The sequence below is a fragment of the Bradyrhizobium guangzhouense genome, from assembly GCF_004114955.1.
GTDB classification, from domain to species: Bacteria; Pseudomonadota; Alphaproteobacteria; order Rhizobiales; family Xanthobacteraceae; genus Bradyrhizobium; species Bradyrhizobium guangzhouense.
Window position 1 is genome coordinate 1,260,364 of record NZ_CP030053.1, and the last position, 26,014, is coordinate 1,286,377.

General features: G+C 64.3%; 25 protein-coding genes. 15 read left to right on the forward strand and 10 right to left on the reverse strand.

The features are described 5' to 3' along the window. Positions 1 to 25: 25 nt before the first annotated feature. The 6 genes from ureC (at position 26) to XH91_RS06180 (ending at position 6,207) form a co-directional block, all read left to right on the forward strand. A complete protein-coding gene (gene ureC, locus XH91_RS06155) occupies positions 26 to 1,741 on the forward strand; it encodes an urease subunit alpha (RefSeq protein WP_128949751.1) in 1,716 nt (571 codons plus the stop codon). A gap of 140 nt (positions 1,742 to 1,881) precedes the next feature. Further along, complete coding sequence (locus XH91_RS06160) at positions 1,882 to 2,181, forward strand: putative quinol monooxygenase (RefSeq protein WP_128949752.1); 300 nt, start codon at positions 1,882 to 1,884, stop codon at positions 2,179 to 2,181. A gap of 6 nt (positions 2,182 to 2,187) precedes the next feature. Then, positions 2,188 to 2,817, forward strand: a complete 630-nt coding sequence (locus XH91_RS06165) for an urease accessory protein UreE (RefSeq protein WP_128949753.1) — start codon at positions 2,188 to 2,190, stop codon at positions 2,815 to 2,817. Next, a complete protein-coding gene (locus tag XH91_RS06170; protein ID WP_128954743.1) occupies positions 2,798 to 3,526 on the forward strand; it encodes an urease accessory protein UreF in 729 nt (242 codons plus the stop codon). Before XH91_RS06165 ends, XH91_RS06170 begins: the two co-directional genes overlap by 20 nt. A gap of 79 nt (positions 3,527 to 3,605) precedes the next feature. Beyond that, entirely contained in the window at positions 3,606 to 4,229 is a 624-nt protein-coding gene (gene ureG, locus XH91_RS06175) for an urease accessory protein UreG (protein WP_128949754.1), read from the forward strand. A gap of 313 nt (positions 4,230 to 4,542) precedes the next feature. Continuing rightward, a complete protein-coding gene (locus tag XH91_RS06180) occupies positions 4,543 to 6,207 on the forward strand; it encodes a CHASE domain-containing protein (RefSeq protein WP_128949755.1) in 1,665 nt (554 codons plus the stop codon). Between the two features lie 30 nt (positions 6,208 to 6,237). Here XH91_RS06180 and XH91_RS06185 read toward each other — a convergent pair whose 3' ends face one another. From XH91_RS06185 to XH91_RS06210, 6 genes are all read right to left on the reverse strand, one after another. Further along, positions 6,238 to 6,597: a RidA family protein gene (locus tag XH91_RS06185; protein WP_128949756.1), complete on the reverse strand. Its 360-nt coding sequence runs from the start codon at positions 6,595 to 6,597 to the stop codon at positions 6,238 to 6,240. Between the two features lie 55 nt (positions 6,598 to 6,652). Next, complete coding sequence (locus XH91_RS06190; RefSeq protein WP_128949757.1) at positions 6,653 to 7,261, reverse strand: TetR/AcrR family transcriptional regulator; 609 nt, start codon at positions 7,259 to 7,261, stop codon at positions 6,653 to 6,655. Positions 7,262 to 7,364: 103 nt separating this feature from the next. Beyond that, complete coding sequence (locus tag XH91_RS06195; RefSeq protein ID WP_128949758.1) at positions 7,365 to 8,507, reverse strand: OpgC domain-containing protein; 1,143 nt, start codon at positions 8,505 to 8,507, stop codon at positions 7,365 to 7,367. Between the two features lie 185 nt (positions 8,508 to 8,692). After that, a complete protein-coding gene (locus tag XH91_RS06200; protein WP_128949759.1) occupies positions 8,693 to 9,145 on the reverse strand; it encodes a hypothetical protein in 453 nt (150 codons plus the stop codon). Between the two features lie 90 nt (positions 9,146 to 9,235). Next, positions 9,236 to 9,607: an ElaB/YgaM/YqjD family protein gene (locus tag XH91_RS06205; protein WP_128949760.1), complete on the reverse strand. Its 372-nt coding sequence runs from the start codon at positions 9,605 to 9,607 to the stop codon at positions 9,236 to 9,238. 76 nt (positions 9,608 to 9,683) lie between these two features. Beyond that, positions 9,684 to 10,796 (reverse strand): AI-2E family transporter, encoded by a 1,113-nt coding sequence (locus XH91_RS06210; protein ID WP_128949761.1) that lies wholly within the window; start codon positions 10,794 to 10,796, stop codon positions 9,684 to 9,686. A gap of 208 nt (positions 10,797 to 11,004) precedes the next feature. Here XH91_RS06210 and XH91_RS06215 point away from each other — a divergent pair, with 208 nt between their 5' ends. Together XH91_RS06215 and XH91_RS06220 are read left to right on the forward strand one after the other, a co-directional pair. After that, positions 11,005 to 11,775 (forward strand): L,D-transpeptidase, encoded by a 771-nt coding sequence (locus tag XH91_RS06215; protein WP_128949762.1) that lies wholly within the window; start codon positions 11,005 to 11,007, stop codon positions 11,773 to 11,775. An 18-nt stretch (positions 11,776 to 11,793) separates the two neighbouring features. After that, the gene (locus XH91_RS06220; RefSeq protein WP_128949763.1) at positions 11,794 to 12,447 is read left to right on the forward strand and encodes a DUF2865 domain-containing protein; all 654 of its coding nucleotides are present in this window, start codon (positions 11,794 to 11,796) and stop codon (positions 12,445 to 12,447) included. Positions 12,448 to 12,527: 80 nt separating this feature from the next. Here the strand turns inward: XH91_RS06220 and XH91_RS06225 are convergent, their stop codons facing one another. Further along, positions 12,528 to 14,621, reverse strand: coding sequence for a methyl-accepting chemotaxis protein (locus XH91_RS06225; RefSeq protein WP_128949764.1), 2,094 nt, complete (start codon positions 14,619 to 14,621; stop codon positions 12,528 to 12,530). A gap of 272 nt (positions 14,622 to 14,893) precedes the next feature. Between XH91_RS06225 and XH91_RS06230 the strand changes: the two genes are divergently transcribed. Next, entirely contained in the window at positions 14,894 to 15,049 is a 156-nt protein-coding gene (locus XH91_RS06230) for a Thivi_2564 family membrane protein (RefSeq protein WP_008546817.1), read from the forward strand. A gap of 76 nt (positions 15,050 to 15,125) precedes the next feature. Here XH91_RS06230 and XH91_RS06235 read toward each other — a convergent pair whose 3' ends face one another. From XH91_RS06235 to cysD, 3 genes are all read right to left on the reverse strand, one after another. Continuing rightward, positions 15,126 to 17,291 carry a malate synthase G gene (locus XH91_RS06235; protein WP_128949765.1) on the reverse strand — a complete coding sequence of 722 codons (2,166 nt, stop codon included), beginning with the start codon at positions 17,289 to 17,291 and terminating at the stop codon, positions 15,126 to 15,128. A 281-nt stretch (positions 17,292 to 17,572) separates the two neighbouring features. Continuing rightward, on the reverse strand, positions 17,573 to 19,489 hold the full coding sequence (cysC, locus tag XH91_RS06245; RefSeq protein ID WP_128949766.1) for an adenylyl-sulfate kinase: 1,917 nt from the start codon (positions 19,487 to 19,489) through the stop codon (positions 17,573 to 17,575). A gap of 20 nt (positions 19,490 to 19,509) precedes the next feature. After that, positions 19,510 to 20,304, reverse strand: coding sequence for a sulfate adenylyltransferase subunit CysD (gene cysD / locus XH91_RS06250; protein ID WP_128954744.1), 795 nt, complete (start codon positions 20,302 to 20,304; stop codon positions 19,510 to 19,512). Between the two features lie 244 nt (positions 20,305 to 20,548). On the opposite strand from cysD, the gene cysG reads away from it, so the two are divergent. From cysG to XH91_RS06280, 6 genes are all read left to right on the forward strand, one after another. After that, positions 20,549 to 21,973 (forward strand): siroheme synthase CysG, encoded by a 1,425-nt coding sequence (gene cysG, locus XH91_RS06255; protein ID WP_128949767.1) that lies wholly within the window; start codon positions 20,549 to 20,551, stop codon positions 21,971 to 21,973. Further along, entirely contained in the window at positions 21,970 to 22,287 is a 318-nt protein-coding gene (locus XH91_RS06260; protein WP_128949768.1) for a DUF2849 domain-containing protein, read from the forward strand. Before cysG ends, XH91_RS06260 begins: the two co-directional genes overlap by 4 nt. 11 nt (positions 22,288 to 22,298) lie before the next feature. Beyond that, positions 22,299 to 23,954, forward strand: coding sequence for a nitrite/sulfite reductase (locus XH91_RS06265; protein WP_128949769.1), 1,656 nt, complete (start codon positions 22,299 to 22,301; stop codon positions 23,952 to 23,954). Continuing rightward, positions 23,941 to 24,456, forward strand: coding sequence for a DUF934 domain-containing protein (locus tag XH91_RS06270; protein WP_128949770.1), 516 nt, complete (start codon positions 23,941 to 23,943; stop codon positions 24,454 to 24,456). Before XH91_RS06265 ends, XH91_RS06270 begins: the two co-directional genes overlap by 14 nt. Beyond that, complete coding sequence (locus XH91_RS06275; protein ID WP_128949771.1) at positions 24,453 to 25,178, forward strand: phosphoadenylyl-sulfate reductase; 726 nt, start codon at positions 24,453 to 24,455, stop codon at positions 25,176 to 25,178. Before XH91_RS06270 ends, XH91_RS06275 begins: the two co-directional genes overlap by 4 nt. 273 nt (positions 25,179 to 25,451) lie before the next feature. Further along, positions 25,452 to 25,955, forward strand: coding sequence for a CAP domain-containing protein (locus XH91_RS06280; protein ID WP_128954745.1), 504 nt, complete (start codon positions 25,452 to 25,454; stop codon positions 25,953 to 25,955). The last annotated feature ends 59 nt before the right edge of the window (positions 25,956 to 26,014 follow it).

Consider the following 26,014-nt stretch of genomic DNA (forward strand, 5'->3'; position numbering starts at 1 on the left):
ACTTCAAACGCAAATGGGGCTTGTGATGTCCGTCAAGATGAAACGTTCCGTCTACGCCGACATGTTCGGTCCGACCACCGGCGATAAAGTGCGGCTGGCCGACACCGATCTCATCATCGAGGTGGAGAAGGATTTCACCACCTATGGCGAAGAGGTGAAGTTCGGCGGCGGCAAGGTGATCCGCGACGGCATGGGGCAGTCGCAGGTCACCAACAAACAGGGCGCGGCCGACACCGTCATCACCAATGCGCTGATCGTCGACCACTGGGGGATCGTCAAGGCCGACGTCGCCATCAAGGACGGCATGATCGCAGGCATAGGCAAGGCCGGCAATCCGGATATCCAGCCTGATGTCACCATCATCATCGGCCCCGGCACAGACGTGATCGCGGGCGAAGGAAAAATCCTCACCGCCGGCGGCTTCGACAGCCACATCCATTTCATCTGCCCGCAGCAGATCGAGCACGCGTTGATGAGTGGCGTCACCTCGATGCTCGGAGGCGGCACCGGTCCCTCGCATGGCACTTTCGCCACGACCTGCACGCCGGGCCCCTGGCACATCGCGCGAATGATCCAGTCGTTCGACGCCTTCCCGGTCAATCTCGGCATATCCGGCAAGGGCAACGCCTCGCGGCCCGCTGCGCTGGTCGAGATGATCAAGGCTGGTGCCTGCGCGCTGAAGCTGCACGAAGACTGGGGCACGACTCCGGCCGCGATCGACAACTGCCTGTCGGTCGCCGACGATCACGACATCCAGGTCATGCTGCATTCCGACACGCTGAACGAGTCAGGCTTCGTCGAGGACACCATCAAGGCCTTCAAGGGCCGCACCATTCACGCCTTCCACACCGAAGGCGCCGGCGGCGGCCACGCGCCTGACATCATCAAGGTCGCAGGACTCAAGAACGTGCTGCCGTCCTCGACCAATCCGACGCGGCCCTTCACCCGCAATACCATCGACGAGCATCTGGACATGCTGATGGTGTGTCACCACCTCGATCCCTCGATCGCGGAAGATCTCGCGTTCGCGGAAAGCCGCATCCGCAAGGAGACTATCGCCGCCGAGGACATCCTGCACGATCTCGGCGCCCTCTCGATGATGTCCTCGGACTCGCAGGCGATGGGCCGTCTCGGCGAGGTGATCATCCGGACCTGGCAGACCGCGGACAAGATGAAGAAGCAACGTGGGTCGCTGCCCCAGGACAAGGGCAAGGACAACGACAATTTCCGCGTCAAGCGCTACATTGCCAAGTACACCATCAACCCCGCGATCGCGCATGGCGTGTCGAAGCTGATCGGCTCGGTCGAGAAGGGCAAGCTCGCCGATCTCGTGCTGTGGTCGCCGGCCTTCTTCGGCGTCAAGCCGGATTGCATCGTCAAGGGCGGCACCATCGTCGCAGCGCCCATGGGCGATCCCAATGCTTCGATCCCGACGCCGCAGCCGGTGCACTACCAGCCGATGTTCGGCGCCTTCGGCAAGGCCCGGACCGCGTCCTCCGTTGTGTTCACCTCGAAGGCCGCCGTCACCGGCGGTCTCGCCCGAAAGCTCGGCATCGAGAAGAAGCTCTATGCGGTCCAGAACACCCGCAGCAAGATCTCGAAGAAGAGCATGATCCACAACGACGCCACGCCCAATATCGAGGTCGATCCGGAGACCTATGAGGTGCGCGCCGACGGCGAGCTGCTGACCTGTCCGCCTGCCGAGGTGCTGCCGATGGCGCAGCGATATTTCATGTACTGAAATAGCGCCTCAACGCATGTCCCAGGCGCATGCCGATCGCATGTCCTGGGACCGCTTTTCCGGTTTTGCGTTCGATCCCGGCTGGTCTAATGTCCCGCCCGGTATCAAAACCCTCAGAAGAAAAGCCGGGAGAATTTCTCGTGATCTACGTCGTTGCCACCTTGACCATCAAGCCCGAAACCCGCGCCGAATTCATCGCAGCCGCCACCGCCTGCATCAAGGAAACGCGGAAGGAGCCCGGCAATATCGCTTACGATCTGCACGAGAGCGTGACCGATCCCACCAAGATGGTGTTCGTCGAGCAATGGGAGAATGCCGAGGCGCTGGTGCCGCATCGCGCCCAGGAGCATATGAAGACGTTCGGCCGCGTCGCGGTGAAGTGCTTTACGGCGCCACCGAAGATCGAAGTGATCACGCCCGAGAAGATCGAGACGAGGTAACAGCGCATGATCCGGGCGACGCAGGTTAAGGGACAGTACCGCTTCACGGAAACGCCGGCGGATACGGTCGTGCTTGATTTCGACGATCGGCACCGCCGCCGCATGGCGATGACCGGGACGCGGGGTCTCGAATTCCTGCTCGACCTGGAGAATGCGGTTGCGCTGCGCGGCGGCGATGCGCTGGTGCTGGAGGACGGAAGGCTCGTCGAAGTGGTTGCGGCGCCCGAGCCGCTCTTGGAGATCCGCGGTCGCGATCCGCACCATCTCGTTCGCGTCGCCTGGCATCTCGGCAACCGCCATCTGCCGACGCAGCTCACGAGCAAGGCCTTGCGCATTCGCCGCGATCACGTCATCGAGGCGATGGTGAAGGGGCTGGGCGCGAAGGTGGTCGAGATCGAGGCGCCGTTCGATCCCGAAGGCGGCGCTTACGCCGATGCCGGTCATGCGCACGGGCATGATGACCACGCGCACCACGACCACGCTCGTCACGATCATGGTCACGATCATCAAGGCCACGGTCATCATCATGATCATGCCGCGCATGAGCATGGCCATGATCACCATCATCACCACGACGAGCACTGCGACCATCCCGATCATCATCACGGCCACAAACATGCTCATGACCACAAATGAGCCTGACGGTGCCGATGACCTCGCCGAGCGCGAGGCGGCGGCGCTGTACCGGTTGATGACCTGGCTGTCGCCGGCGTTTCCCGTGGGTGGCTTCTCCTATTCCAGCGGCATCGAATGGGCTGTCGAAGCGGGAGATATCATCGACGTCGCGACTCTCGCCGGTTGGCTCGATGCGATGCTCAGTGACGGTTCCGGCTTTTGCGATGCGACCTTCCTGGTGCAGGCCTATCGCGCCGCCGAGGCAGCCGAGCAGGCATCGTTGAGCGACATCGCCGAACTCGCTGCCGCCTTCGTGCCCTCGCGCGAGCGGCAGCTCGAGACCACCTCGCAGGGCCGCGCCTTCATCGACATCTCGCGCGCGGCGTGGAACGCGGATGGCCTGGATGCCATGGTAGCGGCGTGCCGTACGCCACTGGTCTATCCGGTCGCCGTCGGCGTGGTCGCGGCGCTCCACGGCGTGCCGCTTGCGCCGACGCTGCACGCTTTCCTGCATGCGCTGGTCTCGAACTGGATTTCCGCGGCGAGCCGGCTCATCCCGCTCGGCCAAACCGACAGCCAGCGCGTGCTGGTGGGATTGGAAGCCGCCGTGGCTGCGACCGCGAGCCGGGCGCTGAGCGCGACGCTGGACGATCTCGGCAGCGCAACCCTTCGCGCCGATCTCGCCAGCCTGCGGCACGAGACGCAATATACGCGGCTGTTCAGGTCATGAGAGGCGCGAAATCTAACCGCTCGTCGTCCCGGCCCCCGTGCGCACTGCGCACTAGGCCGGGACGACACTAGGAGAGAGCATGTCGAAATCTCACGGCCCTTTGCGAGTCGGCGTCGGCGGTCCCGTCGGATCGGGCAAGACCGCGCTGATGGACTTGCTCTGCAAGACCATGCGCGAGCGTTACGACATCGCCGCGATCACCAACGACATCTACACCAAATGGGATGCGGAATTCCTTGTGCGCTCCGGCTCGCTGACGCCGGACCGCATCGCCGGCGTCGAGACCGGTGGCTGCCCGCACACCGCGATCCGCGAGGACGCCTCGATGAATCTCGCAGCGGTCGCCGACATGCGCGCGAAATTCCCCGGGCTCGATCTCGTGCTGATCGAGTCCGGCGGCGACAATCTCGCTGCCACTTTTTCCCCGGAACTGGCCGACCTCACCATCTACGTGATCGACGTTGCCGCCGGCGACAAGATCCCGTCCAAGGGCGGCCCCGGCATCACCCGTTCCGACCTCCTGGTCATCAACAAGATCGACCTCGCGCCCCATGTTGGTGCGTCCCTGGAGAAGATGAACACGGATGCCAAACGCATGCGCGGCGAGCGCCCCTTTGTCATGACCAATCTGAAGAAGAGCGACGGGCTCGATCGCATCGTCAGTTTCATCGAGACCAAGGGTGGATTGAAACGAGCGGATTGACGCGGGCGGGGTGACGGCCGTGGCGACGTGGCGCAGGCCTTTCCCACCGTTAACGCCTGAGGCAAAGTGCGGCTAACGGAACTAATTTCGGACACCGCGATTATCTATCTCCGGTGCCCGGGGCAGAGCCGCAGTTGGCCAGACGATCGGCCGGGCGGATTAAGCTTTTTGGGCGACCCAAGTTGCGTATAGATGCCTCCTCCGTCATTATCCACCGCCACTGGGCTCATCCTGTTTCGGCACATGGCCGTTCGAGCGGCGTTCATATGCTCCGTGTTTATTGCCGACCTTCCGCTTTCGCCTGAGTAGTCGCGTGGTCCGGCTGGGTTTCATCATCGGCTTCATCGCTCTGCTCGGAGCCTTGCTCTCGGGGCTCGCGGCCTATCGCGTCCACGATCAGGAGCTGGCGCTGGACCGGATCGCACTGGCGCGCGCGATCGACGTTCATGCGAGCCTCGTCCAGGACCGGTCGACCGAGCGTGAGCTGCTGGCGCGTGTCGCCTCAGGCCTGTTCCGTGCGCCATCCGTGCTGAAGCCCAACATGCTGGAGCCGCTGCGCTCGGCGATCTATGCCTTCAAGACCGATTTCGTGGTGGCCGGCTGGGTTGCCCGGCTTCGGCCGAGCGAGCTCGCCGCGGCGCAGACCGCCATTGCTGCTGCCGGCTTCCCGAAGCCGCAGATCCGTGATTTCAACGACAAGCCGATCGATCCGGCAAGCCTGACCCAGCCGATCGACGTGCTGATGGACCTCGAGCCGCGCAGCGACGAGACCAAGACGCTGCCGGGTCGCAGCTACGACGACGACCCGGTTCGCAGTGCGATGCTGACCCGGGCCAGGGTCGAGAAGCGGTCAATCGCCTCCGATCCGGTGCCGCTCCTGCGCGGGAACGGGCCGATCGGCGTCATCGTCGCGGCCCCCGTCATTCCCGAAGGCGCGACCGAGCCGGCCGGCTTCATCACGTTTTCCTACGAGCTGGCCTCGCTGATGCTGACCAACGACGATCTGTCGTTGTTTTCAGTCGCGCTCAAGGACCCGCGCAAGGAGAACAGCGAGCTCATTGCCAACGATCAGGGCGTCGTCTCGACCCGCATGACCTCGCCGGACGGGCCGGCACCGTCGGCGACGCGCACCATCAGCTTCGGCGGCCGCGACTGGCAGCTCGGCTATTACGCCAAGACCAATTCGGCGCGGCGCGCCGAGCAGACCGCGATCATCGTGGCGGCGATCGGCTTTGCCATCACCGCGATGGTGTGCGGCCTGTTCGGCTATGTCGCCTACAACAATCTGCGGCTCAGCCGCGAAATCCAGGTACGGATCGGCTTCGAGCGGCGGCTGACGGCTGTCATCGACGAGCTGAATCATCGCGTGAAGAACATCCTTGCGGTGATCCAGTCGATCGTGACGCGGACACTGCGCCATGGCTCCGACATCGACGTCGCCCGCGAGCTGCTGATCGGCCGCATCCACGCCATGTCCAATGTGGTCTCGCTGCTCAGCGAGAGCCAGTGGCAGGGCGTCAAGCTGAAGGGCCTGTTCGAGGCGCGCGCGATTCCGCACGCTGACCGCATTGCCGTCAGCGGCCCCGATATCGCCGTCAGCGCGCGCGCTGCGCAAAGCCTGTCGCTGCTGTTCTTCGAGCTCGCCTCGCATTCGGATGAAGGCCTGTCGCTGGTCGGCAAGCATCCGCACATCACCGCGAACTGGACGGTGACGGGCGAGGAGCCCGAGACCGTGTTTCATTTCCGCTGGGAGGAGTTCAACACCAGCGAGGCGACGCGTCGCCCTGACTCCGATTTCGGTCTGATCCTGCTCGACCGCGTCGCCCCCGAAGCGCTCGGCGGCAGCGCCAAGCGCTACTTCACCGACGTCTCCTATGTCTACGAGCTGACTGCGCCAATGGAGACGGTCATCGACATGACCGAGCGCGATCGCACGGACAAGATTTCCGCACCGGTGCGTCCGTCGAAGCAGACTTGACGCAGGCTTGAAGGGCTTGGCGTCCGCGCTTCAGGCAGCGCTCACGCGAGCCGCGATGGCGGTCATCTCGAGCTTGACGTTGGGGCCGAGATCGGCGACGCCGACGGCGGCACGCGCCGGTAAATGAGCTCCCGCAAAATGCGCCTTCCAGGCCGCGTTGAACGCAGCCTTCTCGCTGAGATCTCTCATGAAGATCGTGACCTGCAAGACGTTGGCCATGTCGGAGCCGAGAGCCTCGAGCAGACGCGACAGCTGTCCAAGCACATCGTTGGCCTGGCCCGACATGTCCTGGCTTACGTCCTCGGGGACGATTCCGCCGATGTAGAGAACGCCTGCATACTCGACCACTTCGTGGAGCAACCCTTCATAGGGCAAGATGCGCTTGATCATGATGAGATGATGCTCCTGTCGAAATGGCCGGGAGATGCCGTATCCGGCACCAAGTTTAGCCCTTCGGCCGCAATACGAGATCGACCAAAGACCTCGCATAGGCGGGCGTGATCGGCGCGATGCCGAAGACGTAACGGTAGAACAGGCTGCCATAGACGGCGTCGTAGAGAGTTTCCGCCGGCGCTTCGGCGAGAATGCTGCCGTCGCGCTGACCGGCCGCGATCATCTCCACCAGCGCGTCGCGGCGGAATTGCAGATAGCGGGCATAGAAAAGCTCCGCCGAGCCGGTCTTCGAAATGCATTCGGAGATCACGGCAAGCTGCACCTTGCCGAACTCGCCCTGCAGGGCCTCGGCATAGGCCACGGCATGCCGGCGTGCACGCACGGCGGCCGTGCCAACGCTCGCCGGCGGCAGCGGCAGCATTTGGGCGGCATGATGGAGAAAGGCGTCGATCAGCAGCGCCTCCCGCGACGGCCACCATTTGTAAATGGTCATCTTGGAGACGTTGGAGTGGCGTGCCACTGCGTCGATCGTGGTCGCGGCAAGGCCGGCCGCGGCCATAAGCCCATAGGCGCTTTCGAGGATGGCGTTGGTGGTCTCGATCGAGCGCGGCCGCCCGCGCCGGGGCGCGCCCTCGGCCGCATCGCTCGTGTCTTTCGCCATGACCAAGGCGGTCTCTCCTTGCGCAGAGGCCGCCATTTCCACAGGGCCACCTCATCCCGCATAGCGCAGCGGATGTCTCTGGCCTAGCAAAATCGCACGATGATCAGGCCCGTTGCCGCAAGGCTGCCGGCTCGTCCTGGCGCTTCGACCAGGAAATATAATAGGCCACCGCCGTCATCACGGCGAAACCGGCCACGCTCACTCCGATCTGCATCACGACCAGATTGGCGCCGGTGATCAGGATGAGATGGCCGGCGAATGACAGGAAGACGCCGATGCAGAACACGGCAAGCCATTCCTCGCCGCATTTGATCACCATCTGCAGCGACTTCCACCGCAGTCCCGGATGATCAGACGGAATGAGATGCGTCGCAAGGAAGGCGAGTGCGAGGAAATGGATGACGCGATAGGGCGCGAGATTTTCCTTGTCGGTCGGCGAGATGCCGTTGAGCACGATGTCAGGCAGATAGGTGGACAGGACAGGCGAATGGCGCATCAAGGTGATGGCCATCGCGAGCACGAGGTAGGCGCCGGCGAGCGCACGAAGCCAGGAGATCTTGTGAAGCCTCCGACCCGACGCGCCGGTAATGGCGAACCAACCGCCCAGCACCATCAGCAACTGCCAGCATAGCGGATTGAATGTCCATTCCAGGTCGGGATAGGCGTGAAACGTCCAGCCGAACCAGCGCGCGGCGAGGTAGAGCGCGACGGAAGCCGCCAGGGTCAGGTTCGGACGTCGCAGCAGGCCCCACAGGGCAAGCGGGAAGAACGCCATCAGCGGAATCATCAGCTGCAGCAGGTCGAGGTTGAGCGGCTCTTCCTGGAGCACCAAGCCTTGGACCAGGATGCGCAGCGGGTGCTCGAGAATCCCAGAGATGTTGTACTCGCTGATGATCTCCGGCGCCATCGATTGCGAGGCGACGTAAGCGATAGTGTCGATGTAGATCACGAACAAGACGACATAGGCGGCATAGAGCCGCCAGACGCGTCGGAAGATGCGGGTTGCCGCGACGACGTAGCCGCGCTCCAACGCCATCCTGCCGTAAATGATGGCAACGCCATAGCCCACCACGAACACGAACAGGTCCGCAGCGCCGCTGAAACCGAAGTTGCGCAGCGTCAGCAGGTTGACGACATTGTTCGGGATGTGGTCGACGAACACCGACCAGTTGGCAATGCCGAGCGTCAAATAGAGCCTGGCGTCGTGTTGGTATGAGGCGAGGTTCGCCTTGACGGACGGCTTCATTGCTAATTATTTCGTTTGGAATCAGGGCGATGCTTTTAACGGCAACCGTCTGCCCATCCGAGTAGCGATTACGTGAAGCCACACGGATTTTGCCGGTCTGGTGAAATATTGCGCAGACCTGGGCTGTCGAGCCGCTGTGAGCCTTCTGCTCGGTTCATCGGCGCAACTTTCTTAGCGCGAGTGTCCTATTCGGCAGGTTCTGCCGGCGCCTCGTCGGGGACACCGACACGGCTTGCCATGATTCCAAGTGCAACGCCTCCGATCGCCAGGATCGGCAGGAGCCGCTTGATCCCGATGGCGCGGACGATCTGCAGGCCTGTGGCGATCAGCATGGGGTCGGCGAGCATGCTCGGGGCGGCCTTCGCGGCGCGCTCGGCCGCGATACGGGCACGTGTCCGGATTTCCCGTTTGTAGCCCCAATAGCTTCCTGCGGCAGCGAGCGTCAGCAGGAAGAAGATGGCGGCGCCGGCAAGGCAAGCCTGAACCGGGCCGTATTTGTCGAGGACCGAGATGAAGGCCGCGGCGCAGAGGAAGCATGTGGTGATGAACAGCGCGAGCGCCGCGCCCGCCGCCAGCGAGGTCAGCCGCACGGTCGTGCCCGTCGATGCGCTGATGCCGTCGATGATGCGTTGAAACACAGCCTTGCTCCTCAGATCCCCACAAGCCAGTTCGTGACCCGGCGGTCACGGCAGCGAAGTCTGTCGTGACCTCACAATCAATCGCGTGCTTCAGCGGCGCCAAGCGAAGCCGATCAGGAAGCCGATGCCGAGCGCGACACCGACGGTCGCAAGCGGCCGCTGCGTGATCGCGTCTTCCAGCGTCTCCTCGATCGAGCCATAGGCGTCCTGCGCCGCGTCCATCATCGCGCTGCCGCGTTCCGAGAAATCGTCGAGCGTCGAATCCATGTTGTCGCGCGCTTGCTTGTAGCCGCGCCGGGCCTGCTTGCCCGTGGCGTTGGCGAAGGTATTGAGGGCGTCGGTGATCTGATCGGTGAGGGCGGCGATATCGCTTTTCACGGCTGCTACATCCTTCTCGAGGCGTTCTGCGGTGGCTTTGTCGGTCCAGTCTCTCGTCCCGGCTTCGGCATCGGTCGTGGACATCGTGGCTCCGAATTGTTGACGGTTGAGTCGGGCGGAGAACGTTTCGTCGGGACGGAAGTTCCGTCGTGGAAACCAGTCATTCCTGCGGAAGCTGCGGCGAATTCTCCGGCAGCAGATGCTCCTTCAGGATCAGCCCGACGATCAGCAACGGCGAGGACAGGAACGCGCCCATCGGCCCCCACAGCCAGGTCCAGAAGGCCAGGGCGATGAAGACCGCCAGCGCATTCAGCGCCAGCCTGCGGCCGATGATGGTCGGCGTGACGAAGTGCCCCTCCAGGAAGGTAATGCCGCCGAAGGCAATTGCGGCGACCAGACCGCTGCCGAGGGTCGGAAAGGCCATGACGCCGACGATGGCCAATATCACGAACATTGCGACCGGGCCGATGATGGGAATGAAGTTGAGCGCGGCCGCAAGCGCACCGAGCCCCGCCGGATTTGGCATCCTGGTGACCGCGCACACGATGCCCGTCGCGACGCCGACGCCGACGTTGATGATCGTCACGGTCAGCAGGTAGTTGCCGAGATGGACCTCGATCTCGTTCAGGATGCGCAAGGTGCGTAGCCGTGCATCACGCTCACCGAATGTCATGATCAAGGCGCGCCGCAGATCTCGCCAGCTCGCGATGAACAGGATCAGGGTCGCGAAGAACAGCAGGAATTCGGCGAAGGTCGGCGACAGGAATTCGAGCGTCGGTTGCACCCAATCGAATTTGGGAAACTGGAAGCTTGGCAATCCCTCCGAGCCGCCGACCATGGTCTGCAACTCGCGCCACAGCGCCAGCGGCCGGTCGAAGACGTGCAGCTTGTCTTTCAGTTGCGCCCCGAGCTCGGGCAAGCGCGAGCTCCATTCCATGGCGGGTGCGGCAATCAATGCGACCACGAACGTGACCATCGCGGTGACCGCAATGACGATGAGGACGGCGCCGATGGCGCGGGGCACGCGCCGCCTTTCCAGGAATGTTGCGGCCGGTGACAACATGGTGCCGGCGACCATGGCCATCACGACAGGCAGGAAGAACGCCTTGGCGACATAGAGTACGGCGACGACGGCGATCAAAAGCAGGCCGGCGAGCGCAAGAGCGACGAACTCGGTGCGGCGGATCACCGGCGGCAGTTCGACGCGGCTGTCGGGAAGCGGTGAACCCTCGTCGCTGCCGGAAATCAGACGTTCACTGGGAAGGACGCGCACAATATTTCTCCCCGCACGGAAGCCTCCGCGCGCCCATTGCTCACAGGAGAACGCACCTGAGGTGCCGAGGTTCCATCGCGGCTTTGTGAAGTTGTGCTCGCTTGACTGTGACACGGCTGCCGCACGTCGAGGCGGAACTTGAGTCGGCGCTCCCGCGTTTATCGGTCCAGCAGCATCACCCTGATGCACACATCCAACGGGGCAGCACATGATAAAGTTCTCCGTCGTCCGTCGCAGCTTTTCGCCGCGCGTCGTCACCGCTTGTGCCTTTGCGACAGCTTTGCTGACGGTGCCGTTCGCGGCTCACGCGCAGACGCTCGGCTTCGCGGCGATGCAGCCGCAGGCCTATCCGCAGGACCAGACCACTTCGCAGGGTTATGCCGGCGAGGCGCCCGAGGCCACCGACGAAGATGCGGTGCTGCCCGATCGGTTGCGCCGGCAGGTCGTGAGCTTCGACCGCAATGAGCCTGCCGGTACCATCGTCATCGATACCGCCAACACCTATCTTTATTACGTGCTGGGTAACGGCCGCGCGATGCGCTACGGCGTCGGCGTCGGCCGCGAGGGATTCACCTGGTCGGGCGTGCAGAGCATCAGCCGCAAGGCGGAATGGCCGGATTGGCATCCGCCGGCAGAGATGATCGCGCGCCAGCCTTATCTGCCGCGCTTCGTCGCCGGCGGCCCGGGCAATCCGCTTGGTGCGCGCGCGATGTATCTCGGCTCCAGCGAGTACCGCATCCACGGCACTAACGACCCCACCACGATTGGCAAGTTCGTCTCGTCCGGCTGCATCCGCCTCACCAATGAGGACGTCACCGATCTGTTCAGCCGCGTCAATGTCGGCGCCAAGGTCGTGGTGCTGCCGAAGAATGCGCCCTTGATGGCACGCGGCGGTGATCCCGCACGCAAGCGCCCGACGGTCACGAAGCTGTCGTCCGGGCGCCAGGCGCTGAACATCCCGGCTTCGTCGGTGGACTGAGCGTTCGAGTGAGGTCAGATGATGAGACGTTCGATCAGCAAGCTCGCTGAGGCTGCCACCGCGTTCGTCACGGTTGCCTCCCTCGGCCTTGCGCTCGCGCCTGCCGTGCATGCGGAGGACTTTTTCTCGGCGTTGTTCGGAGGCTTCCGCATGCGGCCGCCGCCGGAGATTCGCGTGCCGTTCCCGAACGACGACGTGCCGCGATACGACGCGCCGCGCCAGCGCGCGTCTTATGGCGGCGGCACGGCCTATTGCGTGCGTGGCTGCGATGGCCGGTATTTCCCGGCGCAAGGCAATGATGCCGAGAGCAAGGCGCAATCCTGCAAGAGCTTTTGCCCGGCTGCAGAGACGTCGCTGGTCTATGGCGGCAACATCGACGACGCCACCACGGACAAGGGCAAATCCTACTCCGACCTGCCCAACGCATTCCGCTATCGCAATGAGACTGTCGCGGGCTGCACCTGTAACGGCAAGGATCCGGTCGGGCTTGCGCAGGTCAAGATCGAGGACGACCCCACCTTGCGCAAGGGCGACATCGTTGCAGGCGGCAACGGCCTCGTCGTAGCCAACCGCAATGCCAACGACCGCCGCGGCGTCGCGATGAACTTCTCGCCACTGCCGGAGCACATGCGCGCCAAGTTCCGCCAGGTGCCGGTGGTCGCGAAGGAGTAGGGAGCTTCCTCTGGTGTCGTCCCGGCTTTCGTCGGGACGACGTCTAGAATGCGGCTGCCGTCTTTGCTGGAAACTCGCGCTTACGCCGCGCGGATCTTGCCGAGGAAGTCGGAGACCTCGTGGCCGAGCTGGTTGCTCTGGGCTTCGAGCATCTCGGATGCGCTCTTCACATTGTCGGCTGCCGCGGCTGCGGCATCCGCATCGGCTTTCACGCCGGTGATGTTGTCGGAGACATTCCGGGTGCCCTGCGCCGCGTATTGCGTGCTGCGTGTGATCTCCTGCGTGGCTGCACCCTGCTCCTGCACGGCTGCGGCAATCGCGGTCGCGACCTCGTTGACCTCGCCGATGATGCCGCCGATGGTCTGGATTGCGTCGATGGCTTCGCCCGCGACCTTCTGGATGTCGGCGATCTGCTCGGAAATCTCTTCCGTCGCTTTCGCGGTCTGGCTCGCCAGCGACTTCACCTCCGAGGCGACCACGGCGAAGCCGCGGCCTGCTTCGCCGGCACGGGCGGCCTCGATGGTGGCGTTGAGCGCGAGCAGATTGGTCTGCGCGGCGATCGTGTTGATCAGGCCGACGACCTCGCCGATGCGCCCGGCCGACTTCTGCAAGCCCTGCACCGTCCCGTCGGTCTCGCGCGCCTGCGTGACGGCGCGGCCGGCGATGCCGGCGGCATGCGCGGCCTGCTGGCTGATATCGTTGATCGAGGCCGAGAGCTCTTCCGCGGCGGCCGCGACGCTGTCGACGCTCATCGAGGCGTCGCCGGAGGCCTTGCCGGCAATCTGCACGCGGTCGTTGGTCTGGCGCGACACGGCGGAGAGATCGCCCGAAGTCTTGCGCATCCGTCCCGACGCATCGTGCAGCTCACCCAGCGTCTTGCGCACGGCGCCTTCGAACTCGCCGACATAGGTTTCGACGGCGCGCTGACGGGCGGCAGCGCCTGCATTGCGCTCGCGCTCATGCTCCTCGATCCTGAGCTTGTCGGTGGCCTGCTGCTTGAAGGTTTCGAGCGCGCCGGCGAGCGCGCCGATCTCGTCGTTGCGATCGAGATAGCCGCTGTCGACGGACAGATCGCCGCCGGCAACCTTGAGCATGGCATCGCGGATGGTGTTGAGCGGAATGATCACGCGCCGGCTGACCAGCACGTTCGCGCCGACGGCCACGCCGATGGCGAGCGCCAGCAGCATTAGCTGCACGGTCAGCGCACGCTGCGCGGCGCCGCGCTGGTCCAGCGTGTGGCTCTTGGCGGCGTCGAGTGCGGTCTCGGCCACGGCCACGGCGGCGGACAGGCGGCCCACCGTGACGGGAGTCCATTGGTTGGCGGTCATCTCCGCCTTTTCACCATTGGCGAGCGCGCCAACCAGGCGGTCGCGAAGGGCCAGATATTGCGGATCGAAATAGGCGCTCTGCACCGCGGTCAGGGCGGATGACAGCGCTTGTGGCAGCTGCATCCCCAAGGTCGACAGTTCCACTGCCTTCCACGATGCGGCCGTTCCGCCGACGAACTGGGTATAGGCGAGGCGGGCCTCGGGTGCGATACGACCGGCGCTGAGCCCGGTCGAGACGATCAGCGAGGCTTCGCCGCCGGTGTTGCGAAGCAGCCATGCGTTCTGCTTGATCGAGAGCAACTGATCGATCGCAGCATCCTGGTGATTGACGGCGGCGGCCAGCGTGTTCGAGAGCTTGTCGAGCGTGTCGAGCAGCCCCTGCGTCGTCTCCATATATTCCTTGGACAGGCCGGCGCGGCGCTGCTCCTTCGGCTTGGCGACGTCCTCCCAGAACTGCTTTTGCTCATCGGTCAGCAGCTTGGTGAGACGGGCGAACTCGGGCACCATCGTTCCGGATTGCGGGAAGTCAATCGTCGGCAGCAGCTCGAGTGCATGCACCATGGCGGGCATCTCGGCATCACGGATCGCGCGCAGATATTTCTCGATCTCGGAATCCATCGGCGCGGTCGAATTGAGCAGCCGGTTGGTGGTGGAGCGGTCGGTGCGCAGATTATGCATCGCCTTGAACAGGTCGGCGGAGGCATCCGCGATCTGCGAAATGCGGTTGGCGGTCCTGAGGCGATCCCATGAATCCCAGGCGGTGAGCGACAGCGCGATCACCACGGAGATCGACGTGATCGCGATCACGGCCTTCAGAAGCGCGGACACGGTCAGACGATTGAGCATGGAGGTCTCCCCAATTCCCGTTTCAAAGTTCGGCAGCTACGCCCCGGCAAAATCGAGAACGATGGGACGCAGCAGGATCGGCAATCAATTACCGTTCAAGGCGCGGCGCGAACGGTTTCGGCATCTGAAACGAAAAGGGTAAAGTTTTAGGCAGGCCGCCTGACGGTAGAATTACGCATTTACCAGAAGTTGCAATGGGTTGCGTCGATGGAACCAGCGCGCGAGACGGGCGTTAGGTTCTCGTTAGCAATTTGCCTGAAGGGGGCCCTGCGATGCTGGTCGGCGTACTCGTCACCTTTCTCGTCGTCATTCTCGTGCTCTATCTCATCAACATGCTGCCGATGGACGGCCGCGCCAAGCAGATCGCGCGCGTCATCGTCATCATCATCGGTATCGTGTCTCTGCTGAAATATCTCGCGGTGTTTTAGCGTGACCATCCGGGCAACGGATGCGCAAAAAAAGCCCCGGCATGAGCCGGGGCTTTTGATGATCGTATGACCGCGCTCAGCCCAGCGCCTTAGCCTCACGGCGGCGCGCGGTGAGGATGTATTCGGTGTAGCCGTTCGGCTGCTCGCGACCCTTGAAGATCAGGTCGCATGCGGCCTTGAAGGCTGTGCCATCGAAGGCGGGCGCCATCGGCTTGTAGATCGCATCGCCCGCGTTCTGCTTGTCGACGACCACGGCCATGCGCTTGAGCGATTCCATCACCTGCGCCTCGGTGATCACGCCCTGGTGCAGCCAGTTGGCGAGATGCTGGCTGGAGATGCGCAGTGTCGCGCGGTCTTCCATCAGGCCGACATCGTGAATGTCGGGCACCTTGGAGCAGCCGACGCCCTGGTCGATCCAGCGCACGACATAGCCGAGAATGCCCTGGCAGTTGTTGTCGATCTCCTGCTTGACGTCGTCAGGCGCCCAGTTCGACTTCGACACCGGAATGGTGAGGATGTCGGACAGCTTCGCGCGCGGCCCGCCCTTGGTCAGCTCCTGCTGGCGCGCGATGACGTTGACCTGGTGGTAGTGCAGCGCGTGCAAGGTCGCGGCGGTCGGCGAGGGCACCCACGCGGTGGTGGCACCGGCCTGCGGATGCGCGAGCTTCTGCGCCAGCATGTCCGCCATCTTGTCCGGCGCAGCCCACATGCCCTTGCCGATCTGGGCATGGCCGGGGAGGCCATCGATCAGGCCCATATCGACATTCCAGTCCTCATAGGCCTTGATCCAGGCTTGCGCCTTCATCTCGTTCTTGCGGATCATCGGGCCCGCTTCCATCGAGGTGTGGATCTCGTCGCCGGTGCGATCGAGGAAGCCGGTGTTGATGAACATGATGCGCTTGGAAGCGCGCTGGATGCAGGCCTTGAGGTTGACGGTGGTGCGCCGCTCCTCGTCCATGATGCCGACCTTGAGCGTGTTCTCAGGCAAGCCCAGCATCTTCTCGACGCGGTCGAAGATCTCGCAGGTCAGCGACACCTCGTCCGGGCCGTGCATCTTCGGCTTGACGATATAGGCAGAGCCCGTGCGGCTGTTCTTGACCTTGGAGTTGCCCTTGAGGTCGTGAATGGCAAGCAGGCCCGAGACGGCGGCGTCGAGCAGGCCCTCAGGCACTTCCTCACCCTTCTCGTCCAACACCGCGTCGGTGAACATGTGGTGACCGCAATTGCGCATCAGGAGCAGGCTGCGGCCGTGCAGCTTGACCTCGCCCTTGCCGTCAGGCGTCTTGTAGCTGCGATCCGCATTGAGCGAGCGCGTCAGCGTCTTGCCGCCCTTCTCGAAGTCCGCCGACAGCGTGCCGTTCATCAGGCCGAGCGTGTTGCGGTAGACCAGCACCTTGTCCTCGGCGTCGACCGCGGCGACCGAGTCTTCCATGTCGAGAATGGTGGAGACCGCGGCCTCCATGATCATGTCCGCGACGCCGGCCGGATCGTCCTTGCCGATTGCACTGCCACGGTTGATCGTCACTTCGACATGCAGGCCGTTGTTGACGAGCAGCACGGCGGATGGTGCAGCCGCATCGCCCTGGAAGCCGGCGAACTGGGCGGCGTTCTTCAGCGCGGTGGCATTGCCGCTCTTCAGCTTCACCGCGAGCTGGCCCGCGACGACGCTGTAGGCGGTGACGTCGGTGTGGCTGCCGGTCGCGAGCGGCACGGCGGTATCGAGGAACGCCTTGGCCTTGGCGATCACCTTGTCGCCGCGCGCCTTGTTGTAACCCTTGCCGCTTTCGGACGGATCGTGCGGGATCGCATCGGTGCCGTAGAAGGCGTCATAGAGCGAGCCCCAGCGCGCATTCGCCGCGTTCAGCGCGTAGCGGGCGTTGGTTAGTGGCACAACGAGCTGCGGGCCGCAGATCTTGCCGATTTCCTCGTCGACATTGGCGGTCTCGACCTTCTGCGTCGCCGGCTCCGGGACGAGATAGCCGATCTCCTTCAGGAAGGCGGTATAGGCGTCGAGATCGAAGGACTTGCCCTTGTGGGCCCGGTGCCAGTCGTCGATCTTGGCTTGAAGCTGATCGCGGAAGGCGAGCAGCGACCGGTTCTTCGGCCCCAACTCCTTGATGAGCGCAGCCACCCCGGCCCAGAACGCATCCGGCGCAATCCCCGTTTTGGGGGCGGCTTCCTTGGCGATGAAATCGAAAAGGACGGGGGCGATCTTCAATCCGTGGGCGTCGACGCGTTTCATGATGGGCTTTCTTGTTGGAAATGGCTGTTTTTGACCCGACAGCAGCAAAATGCACCCATAGGGGCGGCTTTCGAGCCCTATTAGCCTCAAAATCGGGGCGGTGAGAAGACCCCCAGGGGGTTGTCAAAATGTCAAGGAGATGTGGGGGCGGCGCACGCCGCTGTCATTCCCCGCGAAAGCGGGGAAGCCAGTACGCCGCGGCTTCTCCGTATCCCAACGCTGTCTTTGGAATACTGGGTCGCCCGGCCAAGCCGGGCGACGACAGCGGGGCTAGGGTAGCCTCAAATATTCGCGGCGAGGTCCACGACTTCGTCGAACAGCACGCCTGATGCCTTCAGCATCTGCTCGATCTCATCCGCCGCATCGGCAACCGTCCGCGTCGAGGTGTCGATGACGAGTTCAGCCGCCTGCGGCGCCTCATAGTCGTTGCCGATGCCGGTGAACGACGCCAGCGCGCCAGCGCGGGCCTTCTTGTAGTGGCCCTTCGGATCGCGCTCCTCGCAAACCTCCGCCGGTGTCGCGACATGGATTTCGCGGAACGCGGTGTCGGCGATGCGGCGCGCGGTAGCGCGGTCCTCGCGCGCCGGGGAGACTGCGGCGACGATGGCGATATGGCCGTTACGCGCGAGATGCGTTGCGACTTCGGCGAGCCGACGGATGTTCTCGCTGCGATCGGCAGGGGAGAAGCCGAGATCGCCGTTGAGCCCGGCGCGCACCGTGTCGCCGTCGAGCAGGATGGGCGAGCCGCCATTGGTGAACAGGCGCCGCTCCAGCGCCTTCGCCAGCGTCGACTTGCCGGAGGCCGGCAGGCCGGTGAGCCAGACCACGGCTCCGTTGTGGCGATAGCGCGCGGAGCGCTCGTCGGGCCGCAGCGCCGATTCCACCGGCACGATATCGACGGGCACGGCGCGCTGGCCGGCATCGACCGACAGCACCAGGCCGCCGCCGGCGATGCGCCCGGACACTTCGATCACGAGGCGGCCGGTACGCGGGTTCTCGGTGTAGGGATCGGTTGCGATCGGATTGGACAGCGAAATGTCGATCTCGCCGACATGGTTGCGGCCGATCGCCTTGTTCTCGCTGCTCGAGAGCTCGCCGGGATCGACCGCCTTCTCGATGGCAACGACGGTGGCGCGGCTTTCCTTCGGCCCGCAGCGCACCAGCAGCTGATCGCCTTTGGCAAGCGGCTTGTCGTGCAGCCAGAAGATGCGCGCGCGCAGCCGCCGCGTCTCGCGCGGCGCGGTGCTCGCGTGCGCAATGATATCGCCGCGCTCGATGAACAATTCGCGGTCGAGCGTGATGCCGACCGAGCGGCCAGCGCCCTGACGGTTTGCGACCGGTGTCACCGGCCAGCTCTCGACCGTCTTGATCCTGGCGATCTTGCCGGCGGGCATGATCACGATCTCGTCGCCGGCAATCAGGCTGCCGGATTCGATGCGGCCCGCCACGATGCGGCGGTCGTCGAACTTGTAGATCGCCTGCACCGGCAGCCGCAGCGCCAGCGCTTCCAGCGGCCGCGCCGGCTCGAGCCGGTCAAGCGCCTCGACCACGGTCGGGCCTTTGTACCAGCCGATGCGGTCGGTGCGCTCGGCAACGCCGTCGCCGTCGCGTGCGGAGATCGGGATCACCGCCGTCGGCGTTACGCCGAGGCCCTTGAGATGCGCGGAGATCTCGTCGCTGATCTCCTTGAAGCGATCGGCGCTGAAATCGACGCGATCCATCTTGTTGACGACCACGGCGACCTGCTTCACGCCGAGCAGATGCAGCAGATAGCCGTGCCGGCGGGTCTGGTCGCGCACGCCCTCCAGCGCGTCGATGATCAGCACCGCGCCGTCGGCCTGCGAGGCGCCGGTGATCATGTTGCGCAGGAATTCGGCGTGGCCGGGCGCGTCGATCAGCACGATGTCGCGCGAATTGGTGCGGAAGCGGATCTGCGTGGTGTCGATGGTGATGCCTTGGTCGCGCTCGGTTTGGAGTGCGTCGAGCAGGAACGACCATTCGAACGGCATGCCGCGCCGCGCGCTGACGGCTTTCAGCATTTCGAGCTTGCCGTCGGGCAGGCTGCCGGTCTCGTGCAGGAGGCGGCCGACCAACGTCGACTTGCCGTGGTCGACATGGCCGACGATGACGATCCGCACTAGAGGACGCGTGGTGCCGTTCGGCGTGGCGGGCGAGGTGGGGGTGACGAGCATGTTCATGACCGCGATGCGTCCTTGAATCAGAGATAGCCGGCGACGCGCAGCCGCTCGAAAGCGTCCTCGGTCTCGTGGTCGAGCGCGCGGCCGGCACGCTCCGGCACCTTGGTCTGCTCGAGCTCGGCCAGGATCTCGTCGATGTTCGACGCGTTCGATGCGACCGGATTGGTGATGTCCTGATCGCCCAGCGAACGATAGCGCTTGCCGTCCTTGGCGAGGTAGAGCGGGATGATCGGGATGTTCTCGCGCTTGGTGTAGGCCCAGATGTCGGCCTCCGTCCAATGCAGGATCGGATGGATGCGCAAGTGAGCGCCTTGCGGCGGCGAGGCGTTGAAATGGTCCCAGAACTCCGGCGGCTGGTCGCGCACGTCCCAATTGCCCTCAAGCCCGCGCGGCGAGAACACGCGCTCCTTGGCACGGGTGGCTTCCTCGTCGCGGCGAATGCCGGCGATCAGGCCGTCAAAGCCGAATTTCCCGAGCGCCATCTTGAGACCTTCGGTCTTGCGCGCGGCGGAACGGGCGGCCGGCGGCAGCGTTGGGTCGACGGCATCGATGGGAGGGCAGGGCTCGACGCGCAGATCGAGCTCCCATTCCTTCCCGTAGTGGTCGCGGAAGCGATACATCTCCGGAAACTTCTTGCCGGTATCGACATGGAGCGCCGGGAACGGCACGCGGCCGAAGAAGGCCTTGCGCGCCAGCCAGATCATCACGTTGGAATCCTTGCCGAGCGACCACAGCAGGGCGATCTTCTTCAGCCGCGCAAACGCCTCGCGGAAGATGTAGATGCTCTGGGCTTCCAACTGGTCGAGATGGTCCATGCTGGGCGCAACATCAGCGGAAAATTCTTGCGAGCCCGAGCGTCCGACCGGGGCCGGGCTGCTCACGCCGGCAACTGCGGAATCGTCCTTGAGAAGATGCATCTCTGCCACTTTGCGTTTGGAGGCTAAAATTCTATAGTTGCACTGCAGGAGAGAAGAAAAAATTTTCTCTTTGCGCGCTCGAAACGACACATATATAGAAAATAATTCCAGTCAACCCCGAATTGGGGGAAGCGAGTATCGTATGCGGTTCTTGCCGGTGTTTCTCGATCTCAAGGCCGGTCCGGTGGTCCTCATCGGCGCGGGCGAGCTTTTGCGCGCAAAATTGCGCGTGCTCGCCGCTGCCGGCGCACGCATCCGCGTGCACGCGACCGACGGCAATCAGGACCTGGGTCTGAGCTCCGACGACGTCGCGCGTATCGAAATCTCGACTAGCGATCCGCTCACATCGGATCTCGTCGGCGTCATCGCCATCGTCTGCGCCGGCGCGGGTGATGTCGGCGTGGCGATGTCCGCGCGCGCGAAATCGCTTGGCCTGCCCGTCAACGTCATGGACGATCTCGCGCATTCCAGCTTCATTTTCCCGGCGATCGTCGATCGCGGCGATGTCGTGGTCGCGGTCGGCACCGGTGGCACCTCGCCGGTGGTGGCGCGGCGCGTGCGCGAGAAGATCGAGGCACTGCTGCCGGCCCGCATCGGCGAGCTCGCCGAGTTCATCGGCGGCTTCCGCAAGTCCGTCAACGAGCGCATTGCCGAGTTTCCGCTGCGCCGCCGCTTCTGGGAGCGCGTCATTGACGGCCCGATCGGCGCCGCCGTGCTCGCCGGCCGCAAGGGCGAGGCGGACGCAGCGATCAAAGCCATTTCCGATCCGTCCGAATTCGCGCGCGCCGACAAGCCGCAAGGCTCGGTTGCGCTGGTCGGCGCCGGCCCCGGCGACCCCGACCTTCTCACCATCAAGGCGCTGCGCGCGTTGCAGGATGCCGACATCGTCTTCCACGACGAGTTGGTCTCGAGCGAGATTCTCGATCGCATCCGTCGCGATACGACGCGCGTTCCCGTCGGCCGCCGCGTCGGCAAGCCCGGCATCGGCCAGGACGCCATCAACACGCGCATGATCGAAGCTGCGCAAGCCGGCCAGCGCGTGGTGCGGCTGAAGGGCGGCGATCCCTTCGTGTTCGGTCGCGGCGGCGAAGAGGTGGAGGCGCTGCGCGCGGCTGACGTTGCCTATTCGATCATTCCCGGCATCACCGCCGGGCTCGGTGGCGCTGCCGATTTCGAAGTGCCGCTCACTTACCGTCATGAAGCCACCCGCATCACCTTCCTCACCGCGCACAAGGCACGCGATGCAGAGACCGTCGACTGGTCGACGCTGACCGACACCAAGATGACCGTCGTTGTTTACATGGGCATGACCGCGGCACCTGCCGTGCGCGCGGGCCTGTTCGCCGCCGGCCGCTCGCCGGAGACGCCGGTCGGCGTGTTCGCCCGGGTCACGCGGCCGGACGCGCAAGGCGCGATCGGGATGCTGCGCGACCTGCCCGAGCTCGTGCGGCAGACCAATGGCGGTCCCGCCATCCTCATCATCGGCGACGTGGTCCGGCATGCCGGCTCGCTTCGTCGTCAAACCCCAAAGCAAATCATCTCTGACCTATTGGATGCAGCCGAATGACCTCCCCGCTCGAACAGAAGAAGATCAAAATCGCCGGCCCCTCGGTCGTGACCGCCAACCGCACCTGGGACGGCATCGTGGTGTACCGCACCGCCGCCAAGAGCTGGTCCGCGGACCTCTCGGAAGCCGCGATCGTGCGCGACTCCGACGAGGCCAAGGCGCTGCTCGCGGAATCCGTCGCCGATGACGTCGGCGCGATCGGTCCCTATATCGCTCCGGTGCAGGTCGGCGCTGACGGCAAGATCGAACCCGGCAATCTGCGCGAACAGATCCGCCGCACCGGCGTGACCATCGGTCAGTCGGCCCAGGCTTAAGGCATTCGCTGATGTACGCTTACGACGAAATCGACCGCACGCTCGTCAACGAGCGCGTCTCGGAGTTCCGCGACCAGGTGAAGCGCCGTCTCTCGGGCGAGCTCACCGAGGACGAGTTCAAGATCCTGCGCTTGCAGAATGGCGTCTATCTGCAACTGCACGCCTACATGTTCCGCGTCGCGATCCCCTACGGGACGCTGGCGTCGAACCAGCTGCGGGCGCTGGCCCATGTCGCGCGCAAATACGACCGCGGCTTTGGCCATTTCACCACGCGCCAGAACATCCAGTTCAACTGGATCAAGCTCGCCGAGTTGCCGGACGCGCTGGAGGATCTCGCCAAGGTCGGCATCCATGCGATGCAGACCTCAGGCAACAACATGCGCAACGTCACCTCGGACCAGTGGGCCGGTGTCGCGCCCGGCGAGATCGAGGATCCGCGCATCTGGTCGGAGCTTATCCGCCAGCACACCACGCTGCATCCCGAGTTCTCGTTCCTGCCGCGCAAGTTCAAGATCGCGATCACCGCGTCGGACCACGACCGCGCCGCGATCAAGATCCACGACATCGGGCTCAAGTTGATCAAGAACGAGAAGGGCGAGACCGGGTTCGAGGTGCTCGTCGGCGGCGGTCTCGGCCGCACGCCGTTCATCGGCAAGACGATCAAGCACTTCGTGCATGGCCGCGATATCCTCAGCTATATCGAGGCGATCCTGCGCGTCTACAACCAATACGGCCGCCGCGACAACATCTACAAGGCGCGCATCAAGATCCTGGTGCACGAGCTCGGCATCGAGAAGTTCTCGCGCGAGGTCGAGGAAGAGTGGCAGCATATCCGCAACTCCTCGCTCCAGATCGACGACGAGGTGATCGAGGACATCCGCTCGCGCTTCACCTATCCCGCTTACGAGAAGCTGCCGCACATGCCGGATGAGCTGCGTCAGGCCGCGGCCGACACGGACTTCGAGGCGTGGCGCAAGAACTCGGTCGCCCCGCACAAGGTGCAGGGCTATTCCATCGTCACCATCTCGCTGAAGCCGATCGGCAAGCCCCCGGGCGATGCCACGGCCGACCAGATGGACGCGCTGGCCGATCTCGCCGACGAATACTCCTTCGGCGAGATCCGCGTCGGCCACGAGCAGAACTTGGCGCTGCCGCACGTCGCCAAGCGCGATTTGCCGGCGCTGTGGAAGGCGCTCGACAAGCTTGGCCTGGCGACCCCGAACGTCAATCTGATCACCGACATCATCGCCTGCCCGGGTCTCGATTATTGCTCGCTGGCCAATGCGCGCTCGATCCCGATCGCGCAGGAGCTGACGCGGCGCTTCGCCAACCACGAGCTGGCCAACCTGATCGGCCGTCTCCACATCAACATCTCCGGCTGCATCAATGCCTGCGGCCATCACCATGTCGGCCATATCGGCATTCTCGGCGTCGAGAAGAACGGCGAGGAGGTCTACCAGATCACCATCGGAGGCCGGGCCGACGAGGGTGCGGCGCTGGGCAATCTGATCGGCCCCGGCGTCAAGTTCGACGAGGTCGCAGACGTCATCGAGGACGTCGTGGAAGCCTATCTTGCGCTGCGCGAGCGGCCCGACGAGCTGTTCATCGACACGGTGAAGCGGCTCGGCGTCGAACCCTTCAAGGAGCGCGTCTATGCCACTCGTTAACGGCGGAAAAATCGCGGACGACCGTTTCGTCAAGCTGGCTGTCGACACGCCGCTGCCCGACAGCGGCGATATCCTCGTGCCGGCCGAGCGCTTCATCGCCGAGGCAGATGCGCTGCTCAAGCGCGCCGGCAAGGTCGGCGTGATCTGGCCGAACAACCGCGACATCGACGAACTCGTGCCGTATCTCGGCAAGGTCGCCGCCGTTGCGCTGGTGTTCCCGACCTTCCGCGACGGTCGTGCCTACAGCCAGGCGCGCCTGCTGCGCGAGCGTTATAATTATCGCGGCGAATTGCGGGCGACGGGGCAGATCCTGCGCGACCAGTTCGTGTTCATGCTGCGCGCCGGCTTCGATTCCTTCGAGGTCAAGAAGCAGGCCGACGCGGAAGCCTTCATGCAGACCGCAAAGCGCTATTCGGTGTTCTACCAGCCGACCGGCGACGGCCGGATCACGGCCTTGCACCGGCGCATGCAGCTGCGTCACTCCGAAGGTGTCGGCACGTGAACGCGATCGCTCCCCAGGTCTCGCCGGTTTCCGCGCTGCCTTCGGCAGAGGAGCTCGATCGCGCCTTGCGCGATGCATCGCCCGCGGAAATCATCGCCGCGGCCGTGAAGACCGTCGGCCGTGACAAGCTTGCGCTGGTGTCGTCCTTCGGCACGGAATCGGCGACGCTGCTCAAGGTGATGGCGGACGTCGATCCGGCGATCCCCGTGATCTTCCTCGACACCGGCTGGCTGTTCGAGGAGACGCTGGCCTATCGCGATACGTTGATTTCAACGCTCGGCTTGAAAGACGTCCGCTCGATCAAGCCTGCCGAGGAAGCGCTGACGCGCGAAGATCCGGATCGCGACCTCTGGTTCTCCGATCCCGATGCCTGTTGCCGCATCCGCAAAGTCGAGCCGCTGGCGCGCGCGCTAAAGCCGTTCTCGGCCTGGCTCAACGGCCGCAAGCGTTTCCAGGGCAATACGCGCGCCGATATTCCTGTCGTCGAGGCCGATGGAGTGCGGTTGAAGTTCAACCCGTTCGCCAATGTCTCGCGCGAGGAACTCGAGGCGATCTTCGTCCACGCCAAATTGCCGCGTCACCCGCTTGCGGCGTCGGGTTTTCGTTCGGTTGGGTGTATGCCTTGCACGAGCAGAACGACCGAGGACGAGGACGAGCGCGCGGGTCGCTGGCGCGGCCGCGCCAAGACCGAGTGCGGCATCCACACGATAGGGACTTCGTAGCGCAGGCTCGCCAAGCCTCGAGGCCGATGCTCCTCGCGACGGGGAACTGGGCGCCGGACGACACGATCGGTCTCCGGCCCTGCCGCTACCGCACATTTGCGGGTTGAGGCACCGTCATTCCGGGGCCGTGCGCAGCACTGAACCCGGAATCTCGAGATTCCGGGCTCAATGCTGCGCGTCGCCCCGGAACGACTTGCGTCGATTTTCCTCAAAATTCACCTTTCAGCCACGGTTGGTATGCAACAACGGCCCCTCATTTGGGGGCCCCTGAACATGCGCGCTGCGGCCGCGATCCTTCTCACTTTGCTTCTCGCCGGCTGCGCCGGCAATGAAGCGCCGGTCCAGCAGCCGTCGATGTATGCCGACATGTCGGTCCCGGGCGCCAAGCTTGATGCGCCTGCCGCCGCGATCATGATCTCGCAATATCGCCAGAATAACGGGCTCGGCGCCGTGGAGGTAGACCCCGAATTGATGCGGCTCGCCGAATCCCAGTCGGGCGCCATGGCCGCCGCCAACAAGATGGACCATGATGTCCGCGCCCCCCTGGGCAAACGGCTCAATACCGGCGGTTATCCGGCGACCGTGGCGGTCGAGAACATCTCGGCCGGCTATCATACGCTGGCGGAAGCGTTTTCCGGCTGGCGCGACTCCCCTCCGCACCGCGCCAACATGCTCAAGAGCGGTGTCACAAAATTGGGCATCGCGGCGAGCTATGCTCCAGGCACCAAGTACAAGGTGTTCTGGACCATGATCCTGGCGTCGACCGATCCCCGATAAGCCAGACTTGATCCCGGGTGCATTGACGTCGCGACAGACTGTCGCCACGGTGGCTCGCC

Coding starts and splice junctions, on each gene's coding strand:
- ureC (WP_128949751.1), top strand. CDS start 26: ATGTCCGTCAAGATGAAACGTTCCGTCTACGCCGACATGTTCGGTCCG.
- XH91_RS06165 (WP_128949753.1), top strand. CDS start 2,188: ATGATCCGGGCGACGCAGGTTAAGGGACAGTACCGCTTCACGGAAACG.
- XH91_RS06170 (WP_128954743.1), top strand. CDS start 2,798: ATGCTCATGACCACAAATGAGCCTGACGGTGCCGATGACCTCGCCGAG.
- ureG (WP_128949754.1), top strand. CDS start 3,606: ATGTCGAAATCTCACGGCCCTTTGCGAGTCGGCGTCGGCGGTCCCGTC.
- XH91_RS06185 (WP_128949756.1), bottom strand. CDS start 6,597: ATGATCAAGCGCATCTTGCCCTATGAAGGGTTGCTCCACGAAGTGGTC.
- XH91_RS06190 (WP_128949757.1), bottom strand. CDS start 7,261: ATGGCGAAAGACACGAGCGATGCGGCCGAGGGCGCGCCCCGGCGCGGG.
- XH91_RS06195 (WP_128949758.1), bottom strand. CDS start 8,507: ATGAAGCCGTCCGTCAAGGCGAACCTCGCCTCATACCAACACGACGCC.
- XH91_RS06205 (WP_128949760.1), bottom strand. CDS start 9,607: ATGTCCACGACCGATGCCGAAGCCGGGACGAGAGACTGGACCGACAAA.
- XH91_RS06215 (WP_128949762.1), top strand. CDS start 11,005: ATGATAAAGTTCTCCGTCGTCCGTCGCAGCTTTTCGCCGCGCGTCGTC.
- XH91_RS06220 (WP_128949763.1), top strand. CDS start 11,794: ATGATGAGACGTTCGATCAGCAAGCTCGCTGAGGCTGCCACCGCGTTC.
- XH91_RS06225 (WP_128949764.1), bottom strand. CDS start 14,621: ATGCTCAATCGTCTGACCGTGTCCGCGCTTCTGAAGGCCGTGATCGCG.
- XH91_RS06230 (WP_008546817.1), top strand. CDS start 14,894: ATGCTGGTCGGCGTACTCGTCACCTTTCTCGTCGTCATTCTCGTGCTC.
- XH91_RS06235 (WP_128949765.1), bottom strand. CDS start 17,291: ATGAAACGCGTCGACGCCCACGGATTGAAGATCGCCCCCGTCCTTTTC.
- cysC (WP_128949766.1), bottom strand. CDS start 19,489: ATGAACATGCTCGTCACCCCCACCTCGCCCGCCACGCCGAACGGCACC.
- cysD (WP_128954744.1), bottom strand. CDS start 20,304: ATGGACCATCTCGACCAGTTGGAAGCCCAGAGCATCTACATCTTCCGC.
- cysG (WP_128949767.1), top strand. CDS start 20,549: ATGCGGTTCTTGCCGGTGTTTCTCGATCTCAAGGCCGGTCCGGTGGTC.
- XH91_RS06260 (WP_128949768.1), top strand. CDS start 21,970: ATGACCTCCCCGCTCGAACAGAAGAAGATCAAAATCGCCGGCCCCTCG.
- XH91_RS06265 (WP_128949769.1), top strand. CDS start 22,299: ATGTACGCTTACGACGAAATCGACCGCACGCTCGTCAACGAGCGCGTC.
- XH91_RS06270 (WP_128949770.1), top strand. CDS start 23,941: ATGCCACTCGTTAACGGCGGAAAAATCGCGGACGACCGTTTCGTCAAG.
- XH91_RS06280 (WP_128954745.1), top strand. CDS start 25,452: ATGCGCGCTGCGGCCGCGATCCTTCTCACTTTGCTTCTCGCCGGCTGC.